Below are 23,057 nucleotides of genomic sequence, written 5' to 3'. Positions count from 1 at the left end.
TCAAATATTTTTATACTGTTTATGAAAGCCCTTCACAGTTTGTTCAATATTTTGACTTTTCGCTATAGCAGAGATAACACTTACACCATTTGCGCCAGCTTTAATAAGTGGTTGTACATCAACTTCAGTAATGCCGCCGATTGCAACGATAGGAATATCTTGATTGATTTTTCTCATATTTTCAATCTGTTGATACCCACCTTCTTCTCCTGCATCAGCTTTAGAATTTGTAGAATGTATAGGTCCGGTTCCAATATAATCCACGTCAGATATATCAGATTGATTATATTCACTTTTATTTGCAACACTTAAGCCAATGATTTTATCTTTAAACTTATCTTTAAACTCAGATACATTTCGGTCATCTTGTCCAACATGAATACCATCAGCATTTAATTTAATTGCTAAATCTACATCATCATTGACGATAAATGGAACTTGATATTGCTTGCAAAGCTCAAATAATGATTTTGCAAGGGCTTCTTTTTCTGCCCCTTTTTTACTCGTCTCACCTTTTTCACGAAACTGAAACATCGTGATGCCTGCTTTTAAAGCTTCTTCAACAACACTTATAAGATTACCATCAGCAATATCTTGACTGCCTGCTATAAAATATACTTTTAACGTTTTTGGATCAAACATTTAGTTCACTTCTTTCACAATCTTTTTCTCTTTAACAATGTCTTCTGTTATAACATTCAGTTGATCTATAAACGAAATTTGGAATGTACCTGGTAAATGTGCCCCAGGTTGTTGATATGCCAACTCACTTGCAATATTATATGTTGATAACGCTTCTTCTAATACATCTATTGTGATTGTTTTTTCATGAGATAAGAATGCAGCAATTACCCCACCTAATAAACAACCTCCACCAGTCACTTTCGTTAACATCTCACTACCATTGTGCAATTCGATGATTTTATTATGACATGCAATGACATCGACTTTACCAGTTATGATAATCGGTAGCTTTAATTGTTGATGTGCTTTTTTCGCAATTTTAACAGCATCAAGCGTATCATCACTATCTGTACCTTTCATAATTGTATCTTCTTCTATAAGCGCTAATATTTCTGATGCATTGCCTCTTATAACATCAACTACTTCATCATTTAATAATGTCGTACAAAAAGTCTTTCTTAATTGTGATGCACCAACAGCAACTGGATCAAGAACTACTGGAACACCATTTCTATGCATAATTTCAGCATATTGTTTCATATCATAGGCTTTATCAGTCGTAATCGTACCTATGTTAAGAAGAAAAGCACCTGCTGCTTTTGAAAATTCTTCTGCTTCTTCAGGTTCTTCACTCATTGCTGGACTTGCCCCTAATGAAATTAAACCATTTGCTGTAAAGTTTTTAACGACATCATTTGTATAACATACGATTAATGGACTATTTTCTCTAATATTTGTTAATTTACTCATAATCTAATCCCTCTATCTTTTGGTATGCAAAGTGGTTCACTGGACCTCTACCTTTGCCTATTTCAGGTGTATATTGAATAGCTAACGTAATAAATCTTTTAGCTACTTCTACCGCTTCTTCAATTGTATGACCTTTAGCTAATTCTGCTGTTATTACTGCACTAAATGTACAACCTGTTCCATGTGTATGCTTCGTATTGAATCTTTCACTTTTCCAACTTTTCACGCCATTTTCAGTAAATAAATAGTCGATTGCATCACCTTCCAGATGGCCACCTTTTATAACGACACCTTTAGATCCAATTTCATTTAAGAAAAATGCACCAGCTTTTTTAATTTCTTCTTCAGTTTGAATCTTAAATCCAGTAATATCTTCTGCTTCTGGAATATTAGGTGTAACAACTGTAGCTAATGGTAATAGTATTTCTTTAAGTTTCCCTTTCCCTTCATCATCCATTAACGCATCACCACTTTTAGCAACCATGACTGGGTCAATAACATACGGCTTACAAGATTGCTCAATAAATGGTTTAATCTTTTGCATCATTTCTTCTGATGCAATCATACCTGTTTTGATAGCATGTGGTACTTCGTCATCAAAGACACTTTTTAATTGGCTTTCAATAACTTCAACAGGTAAATGGTAAACATCTTGTACACCTAAACTATTTTGAGAAACGATACTTGTAGCAACTGCCATTCCATAAACGCCAGATGCATGAAATGATTTCAAATCTGCCATAATACCTGCTCCACCACTTGGGTCCGTTCCAGCAATTGTTAATGCTATATTCGGTTTTTTCATTGTAATCCACCTCAAATTTATATTTATAATTCTATTATTGATAACTTCATAAAAAATGACCTCTTTCATAAGAAAGAGGTCAATTAATAGTTGTAAAAACGTTCATCGACCACTTTCCTACGTTGGCATTATCCAAATCAGGTGTTAAGGGACTGAATTAATTCATCTCAGCCGAATGGCGCCCCTAGCAGTCACTCATATATTCAGTTTATTTAAGATTATCAAATAGACGTATTGTGGTCAAATTAAAAAATCGCCTAGGATATTTCCTAGGCGATTGGATAAATTAATTTATAGCCACTTTAGATTAAAGTGTATGGCTTACCACCATCCGTTAGCTTGACGGAAAGCAATAGCAGCTGATTCTGAACCGTAACGGCTTTTAGCGTAGTTTAACATACCTTTAGTTTGTGTAGCTACTGAACCAGTACCCCAAGATTCTTTAGTTTGACCAAGACCTTGGTAACCATTTGGACTTACTGCATTTGGATTACCACTTGATTCTGGTAATACAATTGCATTCCACATAGCTTCTGAACCACCAGCAGCTAAGAATTGAGCTTTAGTAGATCCACCAGTGCTAGCTGTTGAAGTTTGAGTAGTTCTAACTTTTTGAGCTGGAGCTTGGTATGATTGTTGAGCTGGTGCTTTATATGTTTGTTGTGCTGGCGCTTGGTAAGATTGAACAGGCGCTTGGTAGCTTTGTTGTTGAACTGGAGCTGCAACTTGTTCTTGAGTTTGTTGAACTGGCGCTTGTTGTGCTACAGGCGCTTTAGCTGGCTCAGCTGATTGGGCTGGAGCTTGTAATGATAAAGTTTGTCCAACAATGATTAGATCTGAAGATAAGTTGTTCCATGCTTTTAATTGAGATACAGTTACATCGTATTTAGCTGCGATTTTACCTAAAGTATCTCCTGCTACTACAGTGTATTCTGTAGTTGATTCTGAACTTTTCTCGTTAACCTTGATTACTTGGTTAGGGAAGATTAAGTTAGATTTTAAACCATTTTCTGCTTTAATAGCACTTACTGAAGTACCGTATTGTTGTGAAATACTACCTAAAGTATCACCAGATTTTACTGTATGTGTTGCTGCATCGGCTGTAGCTGTTACCCCTGTAGTAACTGCAACTGCCGCAGTTGAAACTGCTAATAATTTTTTCATGATTGAATGTTTCCTCCTGTAAGGTTTTCACTTTTTATATGATTTTTACTGTTTAAACTATACCACTTATTTTTATGTCATAGGTTACAGCTATATGAAAAAATTACAGCTAATATTACAGTTAGATTACGTTAATTTTCAGACAATATTCTGAATATTAATCATTAAAACACCTTAACAAAGGCATTTATAAAGATTGAACAAAATTAATTATCAGACAATTTGTCATATTCATGTAATTTTTTAAACAATTACTTGTAATTATGTATACTTGCTGCCCTACAGCAAGACAGCAAGTTTCGGAATTTAGAATCAAGAATATTTATTTTCGGAAGTATTTCTATAAACAGTTTTTATTGAAGTTTAATGCTACGAGGTTGTTACTTTTGATGCATCAGCATCAGGAGTTTGTTGTTCAGTTTCTTTAATAACGTCAACGACATTATGATATTCGCTATATAACTTTTCATCTAAGTTATTTTCACCATTTTCTTTAGCTAATGCTTCAGCTCGTAATTTTTCTTTTGCTACTTTAGATGAAAGGTCACTAGCATAACTTTCAGCACTTTCACTAATTAATTCACTCATTTCCTCTTTCGTTTGAGGGATCGTTGATTTACTTGATGCAGGCATATTCAAGAATTTAATCGTTTCACATATAATTTCAGTTATATAGTGTTTCTTATCATCTTTAACATATGCTCTTGATTGAATTTGCCCAGTTAATGCAACAAGCTGTCCCTTCTTAGTATATTCATGAATATTATGTGCAAGTTTACCAAATGCTTTACATACAATAAAATCAACAGCAATCGTGCCATCTTTAGTCTTATATCCGCGTTCAACAGCTAAACAAAATGTAGAAATGATAATTTCGCCTTTCTTATAATATGCAGGGTCCTTAGTTAAACGTCCAACTAATACAGATTTATTTAACATATTCTCACCTCCTTATACTTATAATATAATGAGTCAATTTTTTCAGTCAAAGTCCGATAAATCATAAAATAAACACTTATTCTTCACTTTATTTTATGATTATTGTTATTTCATGCAAAAGTGCTTTATAATAGATAACAAAGTTAAACATTCGTAGATTTAACGATAAGGGGGATGTTTATGAAAACATTTAAAGCCGTACGCTTTCAAATTGTAGACGATGAACAGATTACAGAATATGAATTATTAGATGGTATCATTATAAATAAAGAAAATAGTGGTACAGGATGGCTACTAGAGATCTTAATTTCAGATATTCATTATGAACAAATGAAAGAATATCACGATAACCAAACCTTACTAGATACACGTGTCGTTATAACAAGACCTTCAAACGACCCAGCATTATTTGATGCAACCATCAAATACATAGAACAACTAGAAGATAAAATATCCGTCGTATTTGAATGTCATATCTATACATTACGACAAGTATATGCAGAACGATTATTAGAGCAACTCATAGATGAAGGCTTATCAGGAGATGAGCTTAAAACATCATTTAATAGATTGATGCAATCTAAACCAAAATTAAAAGACGAAAAAAGCAATATATAAAGAAAAATCTAGGACAGTTTGTGGTCCTAGATTTTTTGTTAGGTGTGTATTTGGGTGTGTAACTTCCATTTTTCTGAATTGTGGTAATTAGAACTCTGTAACTACCACTATTCCGAATTCTGGTAATTAGAGATTGCTAACTATCATTATTCTGAATTGTGGTAGTTAGAACGCTGTAACTACCATTATTTCGAATTCTGGTAATTAGAGGGTGCTCATTAACGGACATTTCTCGGAATTCTGTCCCTAATCACACCTCTTACGGACATTTCTCGGAATTCTGTCCCTAACATCACCTCTTAGAGACATTTCTCAGAATTCTGTCCCTAACAAAATCAAATCCCATTTATAAGCAGAAAAAAAGAGAAAACAGTCGCCTGTTTTCTCTTTTCTATTTATTGATCAACAATAGCAAAGCTAATTTCACAACTACATGCAACTTCTCCATCTACTGTTGCTTTTGCTGTTCCTTTTCCTATTGGACCTTTTATTTTGTTTATTTCTACTTCAAGTCTTAAAGTGTCACCTGGTGTAACTTGTTTTTTGAATCGACATTTATCAATTCCTGCAAACATTGCTAGTTTTCCTTGGTTTTCTTCTAAGCGTAACATTGCAACTGCACCTGTTTGTGCTAATGCTTCTACGATTAATACGCCTGGCATTACTGCATAATCAGGAAAATGTCCTTGGAAAAATGGTTCGTTACCTGCTACTTGTTTAATACCTACACAACGTTTACCGTCTTCTAATTCTACTATTCTATCTAATAATAAAAATGGGTAACGGTGAGGTATAATTTTTTTAATTTCGTTAAAGTCATAAATAGTTTCCATTATGAGCTCCTTCCAGTTAAATCAAAGATGTGTTGCCAAGTTTCGGGATTAAACACCCCAAATGGATTATGAAGTATACCGTATCCAATCATAGTTCCAACAATAAATAATAAAATCATTAATACTAATAATATAAGTAATTTAATCCATAATGGAATGACACGATGCTCTACTTCCACTCCTTGAATTGTTTCTACTCTATTTCTTTGAAGTTTCTCTTTAATAGATTGATAAGTTGACTTTCTTTTTTTATCGTCAGATCTTGATGATTGTGTTTCAGCCATACTAAACCCTCACTTTATCGTTTAACTTGCCATTATCATTGATGCGTTCAACATCTGCACCTAATGCTTTAAGTTTACCATGAAAATCAACATAACCTCTATCTAAATGTTTAAGTTCTGTAACGTTTGTATATCCGTCAGATACAAGTCCAGCAAGAATCAATGATGCACCAGCTCTTAAATCTGTAGCTTTTACATCTGCACCTTGTAATTTACTGTTACCTGTAATCATTGCACTTCTACCGTTAATGAAAATATCTGCATTCATACGTTTGAATTCTTCTACATGCATAAATCTGTTTTCAAATACTGTTTCAGTTACTTTACTAGTACCATTAGCTGTTAATAATAAAGCCATAATTTGAGATTGCATATCTGTAGGGAATCCTGGATGTGGCATTGTTTTAACATCAATTGCTTTAATTTCACCAGGTACTTGAACATTTAATCCATCTTCGATATCCGTAATTTGAACACCAGCTTCTTCTAATTTAGACACTAAGCTAGTCATATGTTCTCTAATTGCTCCAATAACATTAACATTTCCTCTAGTAATCGCTGCTGCAATCATAAATGTACCAGCTTCAATTCTATCTGGAATAATAGCATGTTCTGCACCGTGTAATTGACTAACACCTGTGATTCTAATTGTATCCGTGCCAGCACCGTGTACTTGTGCACCCATTTCATTTAAATAGTTAGCTAAATCTACAATTTCTGGTTCTCTTGCTACGTTTTGAATTTCAGTTTTTCCTTCTGCAAGTACTGCTGCCATCATAATATTTTGAGTAGCACCTACACTTGGGAAATCTAAATAAATTTTAGCCCCTTTTAAGCCATTAGGTGTTGTTGCTTCAATAAATCCGTTATGTAGTTCAATTTCTGCACCTAAAGCTTCGAATCCTTTTAAATGTTGTTCAATAGGTCTTGAACCAATTGCACAACCACCAGGTAAAGCAACTCTAGCATGACCTTCTCTTGCTAATAAAGGACCCATAACTAAAATACTCGCTCTCATCTTACTTACGTATTCATATGGTGCTTCGATTTTTAATGTATTTGATGCATCTATTTTTACAGTGTTATGATCTGCATCATATTCTATATCTGCATTTAAATGCGTAAGTACTGTGTTAATTGTATCTACATCACTTAATTTAGGTACATTCGTTAATACACTTTGACCAACACTTGGTAAAAGTGTAGCTGTTAATATTGGTAATACTGCGTTTTTTGCCCCTTCGACTACAACTGTGCCATTAAGACTTGCTCCGCCTTTCACGACGATTTTATCCATATAATTATCCTCCAAAAAACTTCACTTTTATTTATTTTACAAATGTATATATTTATTTAATACACATTTTTCTTGATTCATAAACATCACCAAAATATTATACTACTTTTTTGTTCTTTTTTCATATATTTATGTAATTTTTTCTTATTATTAGAATAGCAATCTTAATTGTAGCGAATATTGGAGTATATCTAAAATAAAACGACTTACAGCCGTACCTAATATGATAGATAAGATGATAATAAATGTTTGAGCTTGCGCAACATGATTTTTCTTAAAAATTTGTTCTAATCGTACGCCTTGGAGTGCCCAAAATGCTAAGCATACACAGATGACATGTAGTAAAAGTCCGATAATACCTAATTGACCATAATATTCCATATTAACAACTCCTTCTAAAAATATAAGGCTGAGACATCACCTGTCTCAGCCTTGTATTTTATCTAAATTTAGCCACTTCAATTCGATTAATTGCACGATGAAGTGCACGTTCAGCACGTCTAAAGTCTACTTCATCACGATTCATTTTCAATCGTTCTTCAGCACGTTCTTTAGAATTAATCGCACGGTCTTTATCTATTTCATCGGCAGTTTCAGCCGCTTGAACTAGAACTGTAACTTTATTAGTTCTTACTTCAACAAATCCTTCGGAAACAGCTAAATACTCCGTACCACTTGCTTTGTTTACTTTAACGTATCCTGTTTTCAAAGCTGCAACAGTTGGAATATGTCCAGCCATTACACCCATTTCACCAGTTTCAGTATGTAAAACAACAAGTTCTACTTCTTTTGCTGAGTAAACAGATCCATTAGGAGTGACAACATCTAAGGTAAATGTATTCATTTTCCATTCCTCCTAATTATTATTAGACCTCTACACCCATGTTTTTAGCATTTTCAAGAACTGCTTCAATACCACCGACTAAACGGAAAGCATCTTCTGGGATATGGTCATATTGTCCTTCTAGAATAGCTTTGAAATCTTGTACAGTTTGACTAACTGGTACGTATGAACCTTTTTGACCAGTAAATTGTTCAGCTACATGGAAGTTTTGAGATAAGAAGAATTGAATACGACGAGCACGTTCAACTGTTTTCTTATCTTCATCTGATAATTCATCCATACCAAGTATGGCAATGATATCTTGTAACTCTCTATATTTTTGTAACGTTTGTTGTACACGACGCGCAACATCATAGTGTTCATCTCCAACAATTTCAGGAGTTAAAGCACGTGATGTTGAAGCTAATGGGTCAACGGCTGGATAAATACCCATTTCCGTTAATTTACGTTCCAAGTTAGTAGTAGCATCTAAGTGAGCGAAAGCTGTCGCTGGCGCTGGGTCAGTATAGTCATCGGCAGGTACGAATACTGCTTGGATAGATGTAACTGATCCTTTGTTTGTAGATGTAATACGTTCTTGTAATTGTCCCATTTCAGTAGCAAGTGTTGGTTGGTAACCAACGGCAGATGGCATACGGCCTAATAATGCTGATACCTCTGAACCTGCTTGTGTAAAACGGAAGATGTTATCGATGAACAATAACACGTCTTGTCCTTGCTCATCACGGAAGTATTCTGCCATTGTTAAACCAGAAAGTGCAACTCTAGCACGTGCACCAGGTGGCTCGTTCATTTGACCGAATACCATCGCTGTTTTCTTAATAACACCTGAATCGCTCATTTCATAGTATAAGTCATTTCCTTCACGTGTACGTTCACCTACACCTGCGAATACAGAAATACCACCATGTTCTTGCGCGATGTTATTGATTAATTCTTGAATAAGTACTGTTTTACCTACTCCGGCACCACCGAATAGACCGATTTTACCACCTTTGATATAAGGTGCTAATAAGTCTACTACTTTAATACCAGTTTCAAGAATTTCTACTTTTGTAGATAAATCTTCGAATTTAGGTGCTAAACGATGAATTGGATCGCGACGTACGCTTTCATCAATTTCATCACCTAAATCAATTTTTTCGCCTAATACATTGAAAACACGACCTAATGTAGCATCACCAACTGGTACTGAAATAGGTCTTCCTGTATCAGTAACTTCTTGTCCACGTTTAACACCATCAGTTGATGCCATTGCTATAGAACGTACAACATCATCACCAAGGTGTAATGCAACTTCTAATGCTAAGTCAAAGCTTGATCCGTCTGGACGTTCAACTTTAAGTGTTAAAGCATTATTAAGTTCTGGCAATTCACCATGTGGGAAGCGTACATCAATAACTGGCCCTGTAATTTGCGTTACTCGGCCTAATCCCATGTAAATTCCTCCTAATCATTATTCGAGTGCAGCTGCTCCGCCTACAATCTCAGTAATTTGTTGAGTAATTGCAGCTTGTCGAGCTCTGTTATATTGTAATGATAATTCATCAATTAATTCTGAAGCGTTATCTGTTGCATTCTTCATAGCTGTCATTCTTGATGCATGTTCACTAGCTTTACCATCTAATAATGCACCATAAATTAAACTAATTGCGTATTGCGGTAAGATAACTTTTAAAATCGTTTCTTTATCTGGTTCAAATTCATAACCAGCCATCATACTAGAACCTTTTCCAGTATCTTCATCAGATAATGGTAAGATTTTTTTAGATTTCACTTGTTGTTCAAGCACACTCACGAAATGACTGTAGTAAATTGTTAACTCATCATAAAATTCTTCATTAAACAAGTCTACAGCTTTCTCAGTTAAGGCTTGTACATTTTTAAATGTTGGTTGGTCAGGTAAACCTACATACTCTTCAATGATGTTATATCCTCTAGCTTTGAAGAAGTCTCGGCCTACTCGTCCGACAACAATAATGCCGTATTCGTCACTATTGTTGTTATGTTTTTCTTTAATATCGTTAACGACATTTTTCAAAATGTTAGCACTATATGGTCCTGCAAGTCCTTTATCACAAGTAACAACTAAGTAACCAGAACGTTTTACAGGTCTTGTTTTAAGCATTGGATGATTAACATCTGTACTCTTAGAAGCAATAGCTGTTACAGCATCTTGAATCTTATCCATATATGGTTGAAATGCTTTCGTATTCTCTTCTGCTTTTCGCAATTTAGAGTTTGAAACCATATTCATTGCTTTTGTAATTTGACTAGTCTTTTGAGTAGAAGTAATTCTACCTTTGATTTCTCTTAGTGAAGCCACAATTTCACCACCTTTTATTTAAAGCTTAATATTACTCTACATGAGATTTATTAAATACTTTTTTGAATGCATCGATTGCTGAAACAAATTTATCATCAGATGGTAATTGTTTTGTTTCACGAATTTCTTTAAATAGATCGCTTGCATTTGCATCAATCCAATTTAAGAATTCATCTTCGAATCGTGTAATATCTTCAACTGGGATATCATCTAAATGACCTTTAGTTAAAGCATATAAAATAACAACTTGACGATCTACAGTCAATGGTTTGTTTTGATCTTGTTTAAGTACTTCTACTGTACGTTTACCACGTTCTAATTTAGCTTTCGTAGCTTGGTCTAAATCTGAACCAAATTGAGCGAATGATTCTAACTCACGGTATGATGCTAAATCTAGACGTAATGTACCTGCTACTTTTTTCATCGCTTTAATTTGAGCTGAACCACCAACACGTGATACAGATAAACCAGCGTTAATCGCAGGTCTTACACCAGAGAAGAATAAGTCTGATTGTAAGAATATTTGTCCGTCAGTAATTGAGATAACGTTTGTTGGAACGTATGCTGAGATGTCCCCTGCTTGAGTTTCAACAAATGGCAATGCAGTAATAGAACCGCCACCTAAGTCATCATTTAATTTAGCAGCACGTTCTAATAAACGACTGTGTAAGTAGAATACGTCACCTGGGTATGCTTCACGACCTGGCGGACGACGAAGTAATAATGATAACTCACGGTAAGCTGCTGCTTGTTTTGTTAAATCATCATAAACGATTAATACATGTTTACCGTTAAACATGAATTCTTCTGCCATACTTACACCAGCATAAGGTGCAATGTATAATAATGGCGCTGGTTGAGCTGCTGATGCAGATACAACGATTGTATAATTTAAAGCACCATGTCTACGTAAAGTTTCTACCGCTGTACGAACTGTAGATTCTTTTTGGCCAATCGCAACGTAGATACAAATCATATCTTCGTCTTTTTGGTTAAGAATTGTATCAATCGCAACTGTTGTTTTACCAGTTTGGCGGTCACCGATGATTAACTCACGTTGTCCACGTCCAATAGGTACTAATGCATCAATCGCTTTAATACCAGTTTGTAATGGTTCATCAACTGATTTACGATCCATAACACCTGTTGCAGGTGATTCTACAGGACGAGTCTTAGATGTATTGATTGGACCTTGTCCATCCAATGGTTGACCTAATGGATTTACAACACGACCAATTAATTCTTCTCCTACAGGTACTTCCATAATACGACCAGTTCTTTTAACTTCGTCGCCTTCTTTAATACCTTCTGCAGGTCCTAAAATTACGATACCTACATTATTTTCTTCTAAGTTTTGTGCTAACCCTAAAACGCCAGTATGGAACTCTAATAGTTCGCCAGCCATAACGTCATTTAAACCATGAGCTAATGCAATACCATCGCCGACTTGGATAACTGTACCAACATCGGTAACTGACATTTCTGACTCATAGTTTTCAATTTGAGAGCGTAATAAAGCACTGATTTCTTCAGCTTTAATGGCCATCTATGTCACTCCTTAATATTATTTCATTTGTTGAAATGATTTTGCTAATTGATTTAAGTCATTCTGAATGGAACCATCGTATACTTTTGTACCTATGGAAACACGAATACCACCAATTAAAGAATCATTAACTTGATTTTCTAAAATAAGTTTTTTCAAACCTGTTCTTTTAATAAATGCTTTACCAATTTCGTCTAATTCTTCATTAGATAAAGGATACACAGATTCAACTTTCATTAAATCTTGGCTATGTACCTGATTGTATATTTTGCTAAAATCTTTATGAATTTCTGGAATTAGTGACAATTTACTGTTATTAGCAAGTAGGTATAATGTGTTTAACAAAGGTTTAGAAGCACCTTTAAATACATTGTCAACAAATTGTTGTCTGTCGTTTTTTGCTAATTTAGGATTGTTATCAATTGCTTTTAAATCACTAATTTGTTCTTTAACACTTTCTGCTACTTGAGTAAGTTCATCTAAGACGCTGTCTGTTAAATCTTGCGCTTCAGCTACATCATATAAGGCTTGGGCATATTTCTGACTAATATTCGCCATTATTTATCCCCTGCCTCTTTAATGTATTTTTCAACAAGGTCTTTTTGATCTTGTTCAGAGATTTCTTTATTGATTACTTTAGAAGCAATTAATACAGAAAGTTCTGAAACTCTATTATTAATATCTGCAATAGCTCTTTGTTTTTCTTGTTGAATTTCTGCTTGAGCTGATTGTACTAAGCCATTTGCTTTAACATTTGCATCATTAATAATTTGCTCTTGTTGTACTTTAGCTTGATGTTTAGCATCATCAAGAATTGTTTGTACTTCTTCTTGAGTTTTTCTTAATAGATTTCTATTTTCTTCTTCTAATTTCTTAGCGTTTACTTTTGCTTCATGAGCATCATCAATATCTTTATTAATAGCGTTCTCACGCTCATCCATAATTGATTTTAATGGTCCCCAAGCAAACTTTTTTAATAAGGCAAGCAGGATAATAAATGTGATCAATGTAAATAAGACTGTTCCCCATTCGACACCGCCACCTGCTGCTCCTAAAACTAATACGTTTTGATCCACTGCCAACTACACTCCTTTCACTGCAATTAAAGATGAATAACATCTCATAAATGAATGGCGAAATCCTTTTTAGATAGACTCCGCCTGTTCTAAAAATATTTTAGCTTATCGATTCATTACCATGAATGCTACTACTACTGCAATGATAGGAAGGGCTTCAACTAAACCAACACCGATAAACATGATTGTCATTAATGGACCACGTGCTTCTGGTTGACGTGCAACACCTTCTACTGTTCTTGATACGATAAGACCGTTACCGATACCTGCTCCTAATGCTGCTAAACCAATCGCGATTGCTGCTGCTAATACACCTAAACTCATTATAATTTTCCTCCTAGAAATAAAAATATTAATTGTTTTTTTAAATTATATATTAATGATCGTCTGCCACTTTATGGGACATATAAACCATTGATAACATTACGAATATGTAAGCCTGAATTGAACCAATAAATATTGAGAATCCTTGCCATACTATCGCTGGTAAAACTGCTCCGAACGCGCCTAAAACGCCTCCAGCTGCTAATGTTGCTAATAAACCAAGTAATACTTCACCTGCGAATATATTACCGTATAAACGTAGACCAAGCGTTAATGTTGAAGCAAATTCTTCAACAATTTTGAATGGCACCATAAATGCTACTGGTTGTACAAATGATTTCAAATACGCACCAGTACCACGCATTTTAACACCATAGTAATGTGTTAAAAGAACCATCAATGTTGCTAACGTTAATGTTACTGTTGGATCTGCTGTAGGTGATTTCCACCATAGTGTATGTCCTACAACAATTGAGAACGGTAATCCTAACATATTTGATACAAATATGAAGAATATAAGTGTAACCGCCAAGAAGTGAAATCTTCCTCCGTCTTTCCATGCCATATTGCTTTGGATAATACCTTTTACAAAGTCAAATACCCATTCAATAAAGTTCTGTTTACCAGTAGGTCTAATTTTTAGATTCCTAGTACAGACAACAGCTATTACAAAGACGATAACTGCAGAAACTAACAACATTAACATACTTGAAAGATTGAAAACTAAATCAAATCCTCCCAAATTGATGGACCACATAGGTGATTCGTGTTCCATATCTTCACCTCTTTTCACAATTTTAATTATTTAATCGAGACTTTTCAGTGATTTAAACATAATTAATACATATGCTATCATCAAACCAAATAAAATCCCGATAATATCAACGATTAGTGGATATTTAAGCCAAAAACAGCAAGCAACGATTGTCACAAGATATCTGACCCAGTTTCCTGTTGATAATTGTAATGATTCAGCATTTTTAGCTCGATTGAGGTAAACTTCCCATGAAAACAAGTTAACAGCTGATGCTATTGTTCCAATAATAAGTCCTAAAACGAACTCATGTTTCAAGAAGAAATACACTACAACTAGAATAATAATAAAGAAAATAAAATACTGTAAATAAGACTTAAAAAAGCCCTTTATATCAAACATTCAGCTGAAACTCCTTAGATAAGTGGCATATCTTTGAAAACCGTTTCATCACACAATTTTCATGATAATATAGTGGACTTATAGTGTCAATGCTATGACAAAAATAGAAAACAAATTTTTGTCATTTTTTTGTCACAGAATTGACACAAACCACCACTTTAATTATTTTGTTCTAAATGGTTCCGGTGCTTCTCTCAAAATATCAAAATAATATTTAATATTTTCACATATTCTCTTAGAAGCGAGACCATCCCCATAAGGGTTTTGAGCGATACTCATTTTTTCATATAATGATTGATCATTTAATAACGCTTTAGTTTCGTTATAGATGTTCTCTTCTTCTACACCTACAAGTTTTAATGTTCCAGCTTCAACGCCTTCAGGTCTCTCAGTCGTATCTCTTAAGACAAGTACTGGTTTACCTAATGAAGGTGCTTCTTCTTGAACACCACCTGAATCTGTTAAGATCAAGTGAGAATTAGCTGCAAAGTTATGGAAATCTATTACTTCTAAAGGTTCAATCAATTCTATACGATCATGATCACTCAATATTTGGTTAGCAATTTCTCTAACCTTAGGATTTTTGTGCATTGGATAAACGACAACAACATCTTCATGCTCTTCAACAATTTGTCTAACAGCTTTAAAAATGTTCTCCATCGGTTTACCAATGTTTTCACGTCTATGCGCAGTTAATAGCACGATGCGTTTACCTTCGTGACGTTTAATAATTTCACTTTCATAATCGTCAGTTACAGTAGTTGATAACGCATCTATAGCTGTATTACCTGTCACAACAATAGATTCGTCTTTTTTATTTTCCTGAAGTAAATTATGTTTAGACTGATCAGTTGGTGAGAAGTGTAAATCAGCAAGGACCCCCGTCATTTGTCGATTCAATTCTTCTGGGAATGGAGAATATTTATTCCAAGTTCTTAACCCTGCTTCTACATGGCCAATTGCAACTTCATTGTAGAATGCTGCTAAACTGCCTGCAAAAGTAGTAGTTGTATCTCCATGTACCAATATCATATCTGGCTTAGCTTCTTGAATAACACTTTCAAGTCCACCTAATACTCTTGATGTTACTTCTGAAAGTGTTTGCCCTTGTTTCATAATATTTAAATCATAATCTGGTGTAATATCAAATGTTTCTAGAACTGAATCTAGCATTTCTCTATGTTGCGCTGTTACAACAACAATTGGTTGTAACTCCGGATCATTTTTTAATTCTAAAACTAAAGGTGCCATTTTAATAGCTTCAGGTCGCGTACCAAATATCGTCATAATTTTCTTCATTGTAATAAAATCCTCCTATTATCTATTTAGTGCCAAATAATCGATCACCTGCATCACCTAAACCAGGTGTAATGTATGCATGGTCATCTAATTTTTCGTCTAATGCAGCAATATAAATATCTACGTCTTCATGTGCTTCTTGTAATGCTTTAACCCCTTCAGGTGCAGCAATTAAGCCCATAAAACGTATTTTATTTGCTCCACGATTCTTCAATGATTGAATCGCTTCGATTGCTGATGCACCTGTAGCAAGCATAGGATCTACTACAATAATTTCTCTTTCTTCAATATCTTGTGGTAATTTCACAAAATATTCTACCGCTTCTAAAGTTTCTGGATCACGATATAACCCTACATGTCCTACTCTAGCAGCTGGAACGAGTTTCATAATACCATCTGTCATTCCAAGGCCAGCACGTAAAATAGGAATAAGTGCTAATTTCTTACCAGATAATCTTTGAGCGTTCATTTTAGTTACGGGTGTTTCGATTTCAACATCTTGTGTTTCAAAATCTCTCGTAACTTCATACGCCATAAGCATACCGACTTCATCGACAAGCTCTCTAAACTCTTTAGTGCCAGTTTTACGATCACGAATATAACTCAACTTATGCTGAATTAATGGATGATCAAAAACGTGTACTTTACCCATAAGTCTAGCCTCCAATAAATATTTATTTGTTGTAAAGTGGAAACTTAGAAGTTAGTGATAATACGCGTTCATGTGCTTCTTTTAATGTTTGTTCATCTTCTGGATTTTTAAGCACAAGTGCTATTATTCTACCTACTTCTTCAACTGCTTCCTCATCAAATCCGCGAGATGTTACTGCTGGTGTACCTAAACGAATACCACTTGTTACGAAAGGTTTTTCTTGATCAAATGGAATTGTGTTCTTGTTACATGTAATACCAACTTCATCTAAAGCATTCTCAGCTAATTTACCAGTAATGCCAAGAGAACCTTTAACATCTACACAGATAAGATGATTATCAGTACCGCCTGATACAATTCTTAAACCTTCGTCTTCTAGAGTTGCTGCTAATTTTTGAGCATTCTTAATTACTTGTTTTTGATATTCCTTAAATTCTGGTTGTAATGCTTCACCAAATGAAACTGCCTTACCAGCGATAACATGCATTAATGGACCACCTTGAATACCAGGGAAAATTGTTTTATCAATTTCTTTAGCATATTCTTCTTTACAGAAAATCATACCGCCTCTTGGTCCTCTTAATGTTTTGTGTGTTGTCGTTGTTACAAAGTCAGCATAATCAACAGGGTTTTGATGTAAACCTGCTGCAACTAAACCAGCGATATGTGCCATATCAACCATTAATTTAGCGCCAACTTCATCTGCTATTTCTTTGAATTTCTTAAAATCAATTTGTCTTGGATAAGCTGAAGCACCTGCTACGATTAATTTAGGTTGTGCTTCTTTTGCAACTCTCAAGATTTCTTCATAGTCAATTTGTTCATTTTCTTCAGAAACACCATACTCTACAAAGTTGTATAACTTACCACTGAAGTTAACTTTTGCTCCATGAGTTAAATGTCCACCATGACTTAAGTTCATTCCAAGTACAGTATCACCCGGTTCTAAAGCTACAAAATATACAGCCATATTTGCTTGTGATCCTGAATGAGGTTGTACATTTACGTGTTCTCCACCGAAAAGTTGTTTAGCTCTATCACGCGCTAAATCTTCAACGATATCAACGTATTCACAGCCACCATAATAACGACGACCTGGGTAACCTTCTGCATATTTGTTAGTTAATACAGAACCTTGTGCTTCCATTACTGTTTCAGAAACAAAGTTCTCTGATGCTATAAGTTCGATATTATTATTTTGTCTATCAAACTCTTTTTCCATTGCTTTGAAAAGTTCTTCGTCTTGCTTTTTAATTAATGACATGTACAATCCCTCACTTTTAAGAATTTAATACTTTGCTCTTTCGCCGCCTATTAATTTAGGACGACTCTTAGCTATTGTAACAATAGCTTCTCCAATGCGCTTAGTTTCAATTGATACAGGTACTGCGACGTGCTTTAAATGCATACCAATTAGTGTCTGACCAATATCAATACCTTTATCGCATTGAATGTGTTCAACAACTATTGGGTCTTTCATGTGTTGGTATGCATAAGTTGACAAACTACCTCCAGCATTGGCTTGTGGTACAACAGAAACTTCAGTCATTGTATAAGGATCAAATATTTCTCGCTCGATTGTTATAGCTCGGTTAATATGTTCGCAACCTTGAAACGCAAAGTGAACACCTGTCTCTTTATGTATAAAATCAAGACTTTCATATATAACCTTAGCAACATCAATCGAACCATCTGAACCTATCTTTGAACCTTTAACTTCTGAAGTTGAACACCCAATGATGCATAGTTCTTGATTGTTAAAAAAATCAATAGACTTTAGTTCATTCAACAATTGTTTTAAATCTTCTTTCATGAACAACCGCCTTCAATCTTGTCTATACGTCTTTGGTGCCTACCGCCTTCGAATTCACTTGTCAACCAAGTCTTGACGATGAGAAGTGCTAAACCTTCACCTATAACACGTTGGCCCATTGCTAATACATTAGAATCGTTATGTTGTCTCGTCACTTCAGCAGTAAAAACATCATGCACAAGTGCACAACGAATCCCCTTTACTTTATTTGAAGCGATAGACATACCAATTCCAGTTCCACAAATCAAAATTCCTTTATCAAACGTTCCATCTGCAACACTTTCAGATACTGGTCTTGCATAATCTGGATAATCTACTGATTCACCTTTATGTGTACCAAAATCTTTATATTCAATGTTCATTTCATCAAGTAATTGTTTGATTGCTTCTTTGTATTCATAGCCACCATGGTCTGCTGCAATAGCTACTTTCATCTTCCCACCTCCCAATTTGTTTATACTATAATATTATAACTTATTTTCTATGTCTGTTATAGCAATTCTGCAAATTATTTGAATTCTTAATTACTTTGTAATAAATCTTCAATTAGTGCTCGAAGTTCTTCGTAAGTATTTTGATAAATGATTTGTGACTGCCCAAAGGGATCTGAAACATCTCCTTTTTCGCCTCTTACGTATTGTTTTATTGAATGAATGTTGTGATGTGTAAATTGCGATTCTAGAATCATTTTATGAGATTCAGTCATAGTTAAGATAATGTCAGCATCTAAATCTTGTTCAGAAAATTGTTTAGCAGTGTCAGGAATGGGCAAATCATTTTTAAAGATGATTTCCATTGATTGTGGAGATATTGGTGTCCCATCAAAAGCTGAAATGCCTCTAGATTGAATATTATATTCAGGTTTAATATCTTTGGCTATCGCTTCAGCCAATGGACTTCTACAAGTGTTGCCTGTACATACGAAAACTATTTTCACAATTCATCTTCTCCTTTAATATTGTGACCACTTGCTTTATCAATTCTATTCATTAATGCGATTGTATCGTCATTTCTTTCGTAGCCACTTATATAAATTTCATCAATGTTTGTCAGTTGATCTGCTATTCGCAAAGCATCATACAAATCGTGATGTGCACCTTTTATATCTGCAATATCTCTACCAAGCGGTATAAAAGTCATTTGTTCTGAGATTAATGGCTCAATACTTTTAGGACCTATTACTGCTATCTTTTTAGAAGTATTATCTGACAAACTCATTTGTTTTGTAATACCACCTTCTATTAATGTTACAGGTTGCGAAGGTGCATAATGTTTATATTTCATACCTGGTGCAATTGGTTTTTCCAAATCTAACTTTTCGTTAATGACACTGTTTGGCAGAACTTTATTAATCATCTCTATTGTTATAGAACCAGGTCGTGCAATTTTAAATGGATAACTTGTACAATCTATTACAGTACTTTCTATACCTTCATCAATATCTTCTGCTTGAATGATGCCATATATTCTTCCATCCAAGTCATGTTTAACATGTTCAAATTTAGTTGGCGAAGGACGTCCACTAATGTTTGCACTTGGAGCCGCAATTGGTAAATCCGTTAATTGTAGAACTGCTCTACCAACATGATGACTTGGCATGCGTACAGCAACAGATTGTAATCCACCCGTAACACGATCACTTAAAAATCCTGACTTGTAAGGCACAATAAATGAAATTGGCCCTGGCCAAAAAGCATCCATTAAAATTTCAGTTTCTTGAGATATATTTTGGGTGAAGTCATTTAATTGAGATTTATCATGTATATGTACGATAAGTGGATTATCAGACGGTCTACCTTTTGCTACATAAATTTCTTTAACCGCTTCTTCATCTTTTGCATTTGCACCTAATCCATATACCGTTTCAGTTGGTAAAGCAATCAGTTTATTTTGATGATATCCTGCAATAATCTCATCGATTTGTGGATAACTTTGTAAGTTATGAACATACTTACGCACATCCCAAACATTTGTTTCCAATGCATTTCTTCCCTTCTTTAAAGCATTTATTATATTAAAACAAAAGTTATCCACACAACGTGGATAACTCCCGTTAAATGTGCATAACTTCTATTGATTATTCCAATTAAATTGTATCATACGATTGTTTTGATTTATATCTTGAATGATTTTTACATGTTCAACATTCAAATGGGTTTCAATAAATTCTTTTAATAGTTCACCTTGTAAATGGCCAATTTCAAAAATGACGAGTCCATTATCCGACATAACATGTTCTAAATTTAGAATAATATCTTTATAGATCGCTAAGCCATCATCTTCTGCAAATAGAGCCAAATGTGGTTCATAATTTAAGACTGTATTAGACATTTCTTTTTGTTCTTCATATGAAATGTACGGTGGATTTGAGACAAGTACATCCACTTTAATATTTTCTTTAATCAGTGGTTCTAATGATTTACCTTTTAGAAATTCTATCGGTGCTTCAAGTTTTGATGCATTTGTTTGAGCGATTAATAATGCTTCTTCACTAATATCAGTTGCGATAACAGATAAATCAGGTCGCTCTTTTTTCAATGTAATTGCTATAGCTCCTGTACCCGTTCCTATGTCACATACGACTACTTGATCGTTCTGAATCATTTGTAATGTTTGATAGACAAGTTCTTCTGTTTCAGGTCTAGGTATTAAAACATGTTGGTTCACTTCAAACTTTCTACCATAAAATTCTGCAAAACCTGCAATATATTGTACAGGCTCACCTTCATACATACGTTCTCTACTTTTTAAATAAGCTTCCAAAATATTAGCAGGTACATTTTGATTTAAATTCATGGCAATTTGTGTTCTAGACATGCCTGAAATATCCTCTAATAACCAATCAGCACGAGAGGTTTCAAACCCTCGTGCTGATAATCCATCATAAGTTTCATTTAGTAACTGTTGAAAATTATAATTGGCCATTATTTAATTCTTCCAATTTTTCCGTTTGTTCATGTAACGTTAATGCATCGATAATTTCGTCAACTTTACCTTCCATAATTTGATCTAACTTTTGTAAAGTTAATCCAATACGATGGTCAGTTACTCTGTTTTGAGGATAGTTATACGTTCTAATTCTTTCTGAACGATCTCCTGTACCAACAGCAGACTTTCTTTTTTCAGCGTATTTAGCATTTTCTTCTTGAACCATCATATCGTAAACTCTGGCTTTCAATACTTTAAATGCTTTTTCACGGTTCTTAATTTGAGATTTTTCAGATGATGTCGCAACAATACCAGTTGGTAAATGCGTGATACGTACAGCTGAGTCTGTCGTATTGACGTGCTGACCACCAGAACCACTAGAACGGTAAGTTTCAATTTTTAAATCTTCAGTTCTAATATCAATTTCAACATCTTCAGCTTCAGGTAATACTGCAACTGTTGCTGTAGAAGTATGAATACGTCCGCCTGATTCAGTTTCTGGTACACGTTGTACACGGTGTGCACCATTTTCATATTTAAGTTTACTGAATGCACCGTTTCCTTGAATTGAAAAGCTGACTTCTTTGTAGCCACCATGGTCACTAATATTCTCTTCAACGACGTCAATTTTGTAGCCATGTGCTTCAGCAAATCTTGAATACATTCTGAATAAATCACCTGCGAAAATAGCCGCTTCATCTCCACCTGCTGCGCCACGAATTTCCATAATAACGTTCTTATCATCGTTAGGGTCTTTAGGAATAAGTAGGAATTTTAATTCAGATTCTAATTCAGGTACTTGTTTAGTAAGACTGTTAATTTCTTCTTTCAACATATCTTGTTCTTCTTTATCTGTTGTTTCGTTTAACATAAATTTAGCATCTTCAATGTCACCTTTAACAGATTTATAAGTTCTATATACATCAACTGTCTTTTGTAAGTCAGATTGTTCTTTTGAATATTTTCTTAGCTTGTCTGTATCCGAAACGACATCTGGATCACTAAGTAATTCATTTAATTGTTCATATCTATTTTCAACAATTTCTAATTGATCAAACATTCATATCACTCCTTATTTCAGTTCTAATTATATGATGATCTCTACATCTTGGTTCATAACTTTCGTCTGCCCCAACTAATATAATCGGGTCATCAATATGTGCTGGTTCACCATTTATAAGTCTTTGTGTTCGACTTGATGGAGATCCACATACTGCACATACCGCTTGTAATTTTGTTACAATTTCTGCAACTGCCATCATTTCAGGCATTGGTTCAAATGGCACACCTTTAAAGTCCATATCTAATCCAGCTACAACAACACGATAGCCTTCTTCTGCTAACTTTTGTGCTACGCTTACGATTTCATTATCAAAAAATTGGACTTCATCTATTCCAATAATATCGATGCCTTGTAAATCATATTTTAATATTTGACTAGAATGTTCTATGCTGATTGCATCAAGTTGATTTCCATTATGAGATACTACAGCTTCTTCACTATATCGATTATCAATAGATGGCTTAAATACTTTTACATTTTGTTTCGCATATAAACCTCTTCTCAGACGTCTAATAAGCTCTTCTGACTTACCACTAAACATACTTCCGCAAATACATTCTATCCATCCGGAATGGTAATTTTCGTACATATTACTTATCCACCTTTTTCAACATAATCGCTTAATTATATCATATTATTTTTACTTATTTATTAAT

The 23,057-nt window shown here is 34.3% G+C and carries 28 protein-coding genes, 1 pseudogene and 1 riboswitch; of the genes and pseudogenes, 1 reads left to right on the top strand and 28 read right to left on the bottom strand.

Annotation, left to right across the window (positions count from 1 at the left end; all coding sequences use genetic code 11):
• The 5 genes and pseudogenes from thiE to LQ617_RS14580 form a co-directional block, all read right to left on the bottom strand.
• Entirely contained in the window at positions 1-642 is a 642-nt protein-coding gene (gene thiE, locus LQ617_RS14600; protein ID WP_239740676.1) for a thiamine phosphate synthase, read from the bottom strand.
• Complete coding sequence (thiM, locus tag LQ617_RS14595) at positions 643-1,434, bottom strand: hydroxyethylthiazole kinase (protein WP_239740675.1); 792 nt, start codon at positions 1,432-1,434, stop codon at positions 643-645.
• Complete coding sequence (gene thiD, locus LQ617_RS14590) at positions 1,427-2,239, bottom strand: bifunctional hydroxymethylpyrimidine kinase/phosphomethylpyrimidine kinase (RefSeq protein WP_239740674.1); 813 nt, start codon at positions 2,237-2,239, stop codon at positions 1,427-1,429. The genes thiM and thiD overlap by 8 nt, the downstream gene beginning before the upstream one ends.
• Before the next feature lie 97 nt (positions 2,240-2,336).
• A riboswitch (TPP riboswitch) is annotated at positions 2,337-2,435 on the bottom strand.
• Positions 2,436-2,560: 125 nt separating this feature from the next.
• A pseudogene (locus tag LQ617_RS16115) lies at positions 2,561-2,833 on the bottom strand (aggregation-promoting factor C-terminal-like domain-containing protein); the annotation flags it as partial.
• 939 nt (positions 2,834-3,772) lie between these two features.
• Positions 3,773-4,342, bottom strand: a complete 570-nt coding sequence (locus LQ617_RS14580; protein WP_037589776.1) for a single-stranded DNA-binding protein — start codon at positions 4,340-4,342, stop codon at positions 3,773-3,775.
• A 180-nt stretch (positions 4,343-4,522) separates the two neighbouring features.
• Between LQ617_RS14580 and LQ617_RS14575 the strand changes: the two genes are divergently transcribed.
• Positions 4,523-4,960, top strand: coding sequence for a YwpF-like family protein (locus LQ617_RS14575; protein ID WP_025904490.1), 438 nt, complete (start codon positions 4,523-4,525; stop codon positions 4,958-4,960).
• A gap of 395 nt (positions 4,961-5,355) precedes the next feature.
• On the opposite strand, the gene fabZ is transcribed toward LQ617_RS14575, so the two are convergent.
• The 23 genes from fabZ to LQ617_RS14460 all read right to left on the bottom strand — a co-directional run bounded on the left by fabZ (position 5,356) and on the right by LQ617_RS14460 (position 22,990).
• Positions 5,356-5,793 (bottom strand): 3-hydroxyacyl-ACP dehydratase FabZ, encoded by a 438-nt coding sequence (fabZ, locus tag LQ617_RS14570; protein ID WP_025904489.1) that lies wholly within the window; start codon positions 5,791-5,793, stop codon positions 5,356-5,358.
• On the bottom strand, positions 5,793-6,077 hold the full coding sequence (locus LQ617_RS14565; RefSeq protein WP_025904488.1) for a DNA-directed RNA polymerase subunit beta: 285 nt from the start codon (positions 6,075-6,077) through the stop codon (positions 5,793-5,795). The genes fabZ and LQ617_RS14565 overlap by 1 nt, the downstream gene beginning before the upstream one ends.
• Before the next feature lies 1 nt (position 6,078).
• Positions 6,079-7,374: a UDP-N-acetylglucosamine 1-carboxyvinyltransferase gene (gene murA, locus LQ617_RS14560; RefSeq protein ID WP_239740672.1), complete on the bottom strand. Its 1,296-nt coding sequence runs from the start codon at positions 7,372-7,374 to the stop codon at positions 6,079-6,081.
• A 150-nt stretch (positions 7,375-7,524) separates the two neighbouring features.
• Positions 7,525-7,755 carry a DUF1146 family protein gene (locus LQ617_RS14555; protein WP_025904486.1) on the bottom strand — a complete coding sequence of 77 codons (231 nt, stop codon included), beginning with the start codon at positions 7,753-7,755 and terminating at the stop codon, positions 7,525-7,527.
• Between the two features lie 58 nt (positions 7,756-7,813).
• A complete protein-coding gene (locus LQ617_RS14550) occupies positions 7,814-8,218 on the bottom strand; it encodes a F0F1 ATP synthase subunit epsilon (RefSeq protein WP_025904485.1) in 405 nt (134 codons plus the stop codon).
• 22 nt (positions 8,219-8,240) lie between these two features.
• Positions 8,241-9,656, bottom strand: a complete 1,416-nt coding sequence (gene atpD, locus LQ617_RS14545; RefSeq protein ID WP_239740671.1) for a F0F1 ATP synthase subunit beta — start codon at positions 9,654-9,656, stop codon at positions 8,241-8,243.
• Positions 9,657-9,674: 18 nt separating this feature from the next.
• The gene (gene atpG, locus LQ617_RS14540; RefSeq protein WP_037589780.1) at positions 9,675-10,544 is read right to left on the bottom strand and encodes an ATP synthase F1 subunit gamma; all 870 of its coding nucleotides are present in this window, start codon (positions 10,542-10,544) and stop codon (positions 9,675-9,677) included.
• Between the two features lie 31 nt (positions 10,545-10,575).
• On the bottom strand, positions 10,576-12,090 hold the full coding sequence (gene atpA / locus LQ617_RS14535; RefSeq protein WP_239740670.1) for a F0F1 ATP synthase subunit alpha: 1,515 nt from the start codon (positions 12,088-12,090) through the stop codon (positions 10,576-10,578).
• Positions 12,091-12,108: 18 nt separating this feature from the next.
• Positions 12,109-12,648, bottom strand: a complete 540-nt coding sequence (locus LQ617_RS14530) for a F0F1 ATP synthase subunit delta (RefSeq protein ID WP_025904481.1) — start codon at positions 12,646-12,648, stop codon at positions 12,109-12,111.
• The gene (locus LQ617_RS14525; RefSeq protein ID WP_048540915.1) at positions 12,648-13,172 is read right to left on the bottom strand and encodes a F0F1 ATP synthase subunit B; all 525 of its coding nucleotides are present in this window, start codon (positions 13,170-13,172) and stop codon (positions 12,648-12,650) included. Before LQ617_RS14525 ends, LQ617_RS14530 begins: the two co-directional genes overlap by 1 nt.
• Positions 13,173-13,271: 99 nt before the next feature.
• Positions 13,272-13,490, bottom strand: coding sequence for a F0F1 ATP synthase subunit C (gene atpE / locus LQ617_RS14520; RefSeq protein WP_016998905.1), 219 nt, complete (start codon positions 13,488-13,490; stop codon positions 13,272-13,274).
• A gap of 52 nt (positions 13,491-13,542) precedes the next feature.
• Positions 13,543-14,265 carry a F0F1 ATP synthase subunit A gene (atpB, locus tag LQ617_RS14515; protein ID WP_025904479.1) on the bottom strand — a complete coding sequence of 241 codons (723 nt, stop codon included), beginning with the start codon at positions 14,263-14,265 and terminating at the stop codon, positions 13,543-13,545.
• Between the two features lie 30 nt (positions 14,266-14,295).
• Positions 14,296-14,646: an ATP synthase subunit I gene (locus LQ617_RS14510; protein ID WP_025904478.1), complete on the bottom strand. Its 351-nt coding sequence runs from the start codon at positions 14,644-14,646 to the stop codon at positions 14,296-14,298.
• Positions 14,647-14,808: 162 nt separating this feature from the next.
• Complete coding sequence (wecB, locus tag LQ617_RS14505) at positions 14,809-15,945, bottom strand: non-hydrolyzing UDP-N-acetylglucosamine 2-epimerase (protein WP_239740669.1); 1,137 nt, start codon at positions 15,943-15,945, stop codon at positions 14,809-14,811.
• Positions 15,946-15,967: 22 nt separating this feature from the next.
• The gene (gene upp, locus LQ617_RS14500) at positions 15,968-16,597 is read right to left on the bottom strand and encodes a uracil phosphoribosyltransferase (RefSeq protein ID WP_025904476.1); all 630 of its coding nucleotides are present in this window, start codon (positions 16,595-16,597) and stop codon (positions 15,968-15,970) included.
• Between the two features lie 22 nt (positions 16,598-16,619).
• A complete protein-coding gene (locus LQ617_RS14495; RefSeq protein ID WP_025904475.1) occupies positions 16,620-17,861 on the bottom strand; it encodes a serine hydroxymethyltransferase in 1,242 nt (413 codons plus the stop codon).
• Positions 17,862-17,885: 24 nt separating this feature from the next.
• Complete coding sequence (locus LQ617_RS14490; protein WP_048540920.1) at positions 17,886-18,410, bottom strand: TIGR01440 family protein; 525 nt, start codon at positions 18,408-18,410, stop codon at positions 17,886-17,888.
• Positions 18,407-18,844: a ribose 5-phosphate isomerase B gene (gene rpiB / locus LQ617_RS14485; RefSeq protein WP_025904473.1), complete on the bottom strand. Its 438-nt coding sequence runs from the start codon at positions 18,842-18,844 to the stop codon at positions 18,407-18,409. The genes LQ617_RS14490 and rpiB overlap by 4 nt, the downstream gene beginning before the upstream one ends.
• Positions 18,845-18,930: 86 nt before the next feature.
• Positions 18,931-19,347, bottom strand: a complete 417-nt coding sequence (locus tag LQ617_RS14480) for a low molecular weight protein arginine phosphatase (protein WP_025904472.1) — start codon at positions 19,345-19,347, stop codon at positions 18,931-18,933.
• Complete coding sequence (locus LQ617_RS14475) at positions 19,344-20,390, bottom strand: L-threonylcarbamoyladenylate synthase (protein WP_107565675.1); 1,047 nt, start codon at positions 20,388-20,390, stop codon at positions 19,344-19,346. Before LQ617_RS14475 ends, LQ617_RS14480 begins: the two co-directional genes overlap by 4 nt.
• Before the next feature lie 90 nt (positions 20,391-20,480).
• Entirely contained in the window at positions 20,481-21,335 is an 855-nt protein-coding gene (gene prmC / locus LQ617_RS14470) for a peptide chain release factor N(5)-glutamine methyltransferase (protein ID WP_239740668.1), read from the bottom strand.
• Entirely contained in the window at positions 21,322-22,398 is a 1,077-nt protein-coding gene (prfA, locus tag LQ617_RS14465; RefSeq protein ID WP_239740667.1) for a peptide chain release factor 1, read from the bottom strand. Before prfA ends, prmC begins: the two co-directional genes overlap by 14 nt.
• Positions 22,391-22,990, bottom strand: coding sequence for a thymidine kinase (locus tag LQ617_RS14460; RefSeq protein ID WP_239740666.1), 600 nt, complete (start codon positions 22,988-22,990; stop codon positions 22,391-22,393). The genes prfA and LQ617_RS14460 overlap by 8 nt, the downstream gene beginning before the upstream one ends.
• Positions 22,991-23,057: the final 67 nt, after the last annotated feature.

This window comes from Mammaliicoccus sp. P-M59, from assembly GCF_022386135.1.
Classification (GTDB): Bacteria; Bacillota; Bacilli; order Staphylococcales; family Staphylococcaceae; genus Mammaliicoccus; species Mammaliicoccus sciuri_A.
The sequence above is the reverse complement of the archived record's forward strand: the minus strand, read 5'-3'. Positions and strand labels throughout refer to the sequence as shown.